Origin of the sequence: Nitrospira sp. BLG_1 (assembly GCF_047338595.1) — a bacterium.
In the GTDB taxonomy this organism is placed as follows: domain Bacteria; phylum Nitrospirota; class Nitrospiria; order Nitrospirales; family Nitrospiraceae; genus Nitrospira_D.
The window spans coordinates 1-3,462 of sequence record NZ_JBLFBO010000094.1 but is presented as its reverse complement, the minus strand read 5'-3'; the positions used below and the strand labels follow the sequence as shown (position 1 = coordinate 3,462).

Below are 3,462 nucleotides of genomic sequence, written 5' to 3'. Positions count from 1 at the left end.
ATGGCCTTCACGATGACGGGAACCGGGCCTGTCAATGGATACATCCTGTACTACTACCTCGCCGATGAAGTCCCGAATTATGCCTATGGGATTATGAGCGTCGGGAGTGATCCGCCGAAGCATGTGATCGCCAACGATGTGAAGCAGGATCCCGTGTTTCTATCGCCAAACCGCACCATCGCGAAACAATGGCGGTTTTGGAGTGGCGTCTCGGCACCCATTGCGGTCCCGATGTCGCCAGCCATTGGACTTGAATACGTCCTATTGACAACGCCCGCCGGGGCGGTGTATGCCTATGGGCTAGGCGATGATGGCAATTTCTATACGGAGCCGTTCGAGAGCGGGGCGCCGTATAATCGCATCGTCAACATGACCGTGATGCACAAGCGGGATTTGGTATGGGTCGCTGACAAGAGAAGGCCCGTGCCGAAACCGGGGGATTGGTGATGGATCGGTTTGCCTGGCTCCAAGGATAGGCTAGATGTGGTGGCGATACTGCCGGATAAATACCTCAAGCTCGTCCTTCGCGAATTCGAGGATCTTCCGTTGCGTCAAGGCAAGATTTCGTTGACGTTCGAGATTTCGTGTGGTACTGGTGGTACTATCAATGCGTTAAAGGTTAAGAAGTTTCACGAATACGAGGAACGATGAAGAAGAAATCAGGCAAGAAGCCAAAATACTAAGCTAGCCTCATCCAGTCGCACTGTACTTGGAACGGCCTGTTGGGTCCTCTTCGGAGGATCTGGCAGGCCGTTTTTTTATGTGGTGTGCAGCATGGTGGTCTTCCTTTTGATGATCCTGCTAAACGGAGTGCCGGTCTATCAGGACGACTATCCGTACCCATCGCTTCGAGCCTGTCGGGACGAAGGGTGGAGACTCGTCAGGGAGTATCAGAAGGATCATGTTCGAGCGCAATTCACCTGTGAAGAAACGTCGATTTCACCAGAAGGATGACGCATGGCGAACCTGAGAAAGAGCGAGTTGGGCCGGCACCAGTGGATCGAGGGATATCGCGAAGTGCGAGCCTTGCCCAATCCGAAGCGGGAAGTCCTGAAGTGCGGGAATTGCGCGAAGATATGGTACCTGGCGCAAGGCGATCCTCCCGTGACTGGCTGCATCAGCGATATTGATCTGCGGAAGTTAGGCCCATCCATGCAGAAGGACCAGCTTGAGCGCGATTTTCGAGGCAATCTCTACCGGAGGGATATGTAGGTGGACACGTTTGGCGTCACGGATGCCGCCTTAGCGGCGGCCATCGAAGAGATGCAGGAGCTCCCAGACGACGAGTTCGGCAAGCTCTTTGAGGACGAGACGAGTGACCTACCTGACGGACATCTCGTGGAATACGCCGAGGAGTGCGTTCGTCACAGTGAGGATGTCGAGAAAGATCGAATCAAGCTCGACGAACAGCTCTGGGACGCGCACGAGAACAAGATGCGTGAGTTGCAGATGAAGGACGACTGGCAAGCCAAGCTCACGACCAACGAACCATTCCAGACCGTCATCCAAGCCAAGATGTTGGTCCGCAAGGCCATCATCGATCAGCCTGACTGGATCAACGTCACGACCGATATGAGCGACGATCCATCTGCCGTCATGAAGGCGTCATTCTGGCAGGATTCCTTACGCTGGTGGGCGAAGCGCACCAAGTTGGTGCAGATCCTACCGGATATGACTGAAATGGCGTTTTCGGTCGGCCAGAGTCTCGCGCTCAAGGCACTCTGGGTCACGAACGAGGACGGGTCAGAAGGCATTAAGCCCATCAAGATCGAGCCGTGGAAAATTCGGCGCGATGTCGATGCGATGTCACGCGAGCCGCAAAGCGGGCTCTACTGTATCCATCAGGACTGGGTTGACTATCACACCCTGTTGGACGGCGAGAACAAGGGCTACTACCAGAACGTCAGGGATTGCCTGCGCGACGCCGGAGATGAAGGCAGCTTAGACCGAGTGAAAGAGCGTCGGAAGCGTGGGCTGGTCGATCGTTCTCATAAGTTTCGCCCGCAAATATTTGTCCGCGAGTTCTGGGGCGGGGTGCTGGATCGAAACGGAGAAATGGTCATGCCGAAGGTCCGCTTTACCGTGGCTAATCGCACGGTCATCGCCAGGCCCAAACCCGTGCTGTTCCCTCGTATCAAATGGCCCATCCATCAGTTTTCAGCCCTACCGCACATGCGGAACTTTCACGGCTATAGCCTCATCGAAGGCATGCTCAAGATGTGGAAGTTTCGCAACAATATCCTCTCGATGACGGCCGATAAGCTCAGTTTTATCCTGAATGGGGCCTATGAAGTGGACGAGTCGAAACTCGTCAATCCTGCCGATAAAGAACTCTATCCGGGCTGCACCAAAGCCATGAAGCTCGGTCAACGTGGGGCCTACAATCTCATTCCGTCCGACGACGATTTTCTCCCCGTCATTGAGCACATGATGGCGTTGACGGGCAATCTCTTTCAGAACGGTGTGTTCGTCACGGAGTTGCTGAAGGGAGAAACCGGGCAGCGCAAGGACATTACCAAGGGGGAAGTGCAGATCAAGACTCAGCAGGCCATGGGGGTGTTCGAGGGTATTGGTCGCGATGTCGAGTATGGCGTGGAGCAGGGCTTTGAGATGATTCAAGATGTCCTCACGACCTATTGGGACCCGTGGGACAGCCCGGCGTATGCAGCCGTGCTGGGTGCCAAGCATGCCCAGATCCTCGGCACCATTTCCATGATGTCGCCGGATCAGCGCATGGAGGCCCTGAAGCAGGAGACGGACATTGACGTTCGCGGCATCTCTGTTCTGTTCCAGAAGTCCGAGTTGGTAGACCGGCTCATCAACATGGTGAAAATGACGGACAGCCCTCGATTTGCACCGTACGCGAAGGATGATGTCCTAATCCGCAAGATGGCGAGCGCCCTGGACTCAAGCGAGGCGATTCGCAGTCAAGAGGAAATGCAGGTCATGGAGATGCAGCAGCAAGCCATGCAGGCCGCGCAACAGCAGGAGATGGCCCTGAACGCGGCCATGGGCGGCGGGGCTGGTGCCGGTCCGATGGGGCCAGATCAGCCAGCAGGAGGACCTCTGGACGGACAGGTTCCAGGGCCTCAGCCAGCAGCGGGGATGCCGTCATGACGAACGGCCAAGTGCAGGCGAAACGGGATGCGCTCGATCTCAATGCACAACTCCTCGACCCTAAGACAGCCGATATCATCACGAGGATGTTTCACCGTCATCTCTGTGACTATATCGAGCGGTTGCTCGACCCGTCCCTGGGAGATGCCGATGCGCTATCGACCAGACTCAAGGCCGTTGGTGTCGTCGAGGCCCTTATGGCGATGGGTCACGATCTCAAGACGGTTCGCGAGCCGATATCGAGGGTTGCCAATAAGTTCGTGGAGCAGAACGTACAACCCTGGGGCTAAGCCCCAAGAAAGGAGGACGCACCATGGCCTACGACGGTGACATGAAGGTCAAGAA

The 3,462-nt window shown here is 55.9% G+C and carries 6 protein-coding genes; all 6 read left to right on the top strand.

Going from position 1 to position 3,462, the window contains the following annotated elements; translation table 11 throughout:
* The coding region (locus tag ACMTNU_RS20305; protein WP_413937115.1) for a hypothetical protein at positions 1 to 447 on the top strand (447 nt) is incomplete at its 5' end.
* 36 nt (positions 448 to 483) lie between these two features.
* Entirely contained in the window at positions 484 to 651 is a 168-nt protein-coding gene (locus ACMTNU_RS20300; protein WP_413937114.1) for a hypothetical protein, read from the top strand.
* 123 nt (positions 652 to 774) lie between these two features.
* Entirely contained in the window at positions 775 to 954 is a 180-nt protein-coding gene (locus tag ACMTNU_RS20295) for a hypothetical protein (protein ID WP_413937113.1), read from the top strand.
* A gap of 3 nt (positions 955 to 957) precedes the next feature.
* Positions 958 to 1,212 (top strand): hypothetical protein, encoded by a 255-nt coding sequence (locus tag ACMTNU_RS20290; protein WP_413937112.1) that lies wholly within the window; start codon positions 958 to 960, stop codon positions 1,210 to 1,212.
* Positions 1,213 to 3,117 (top strand): hypothetical protein, encoded by a 1,905-nt coding sequence (locus ACMTNU_RS20285; protein ID WP_413937111.1) that lies wholly within the window; start codon positions 1,213 to 1,215, stop codon positions 3,115 to 3,117.
* Positions 3,114 to 3,407 (top strand): hypothetical protein, encoded by a 294-nt coding sequence (locus tag ACMTNU_RS20280; protein ID WP_413937110.1) that lies wholly within the window; start codon positions 3,114 to 3,116, stop codon positions 3,405 to 3,407. The genes ACMTNU_RS20285 and ACMTNU_RS20280 overlap by 4 nt, the downstream gene beginning before the upstream one ends.
* Positions 3,408 to 3,462: the final 55 nt, after the last annotated feature.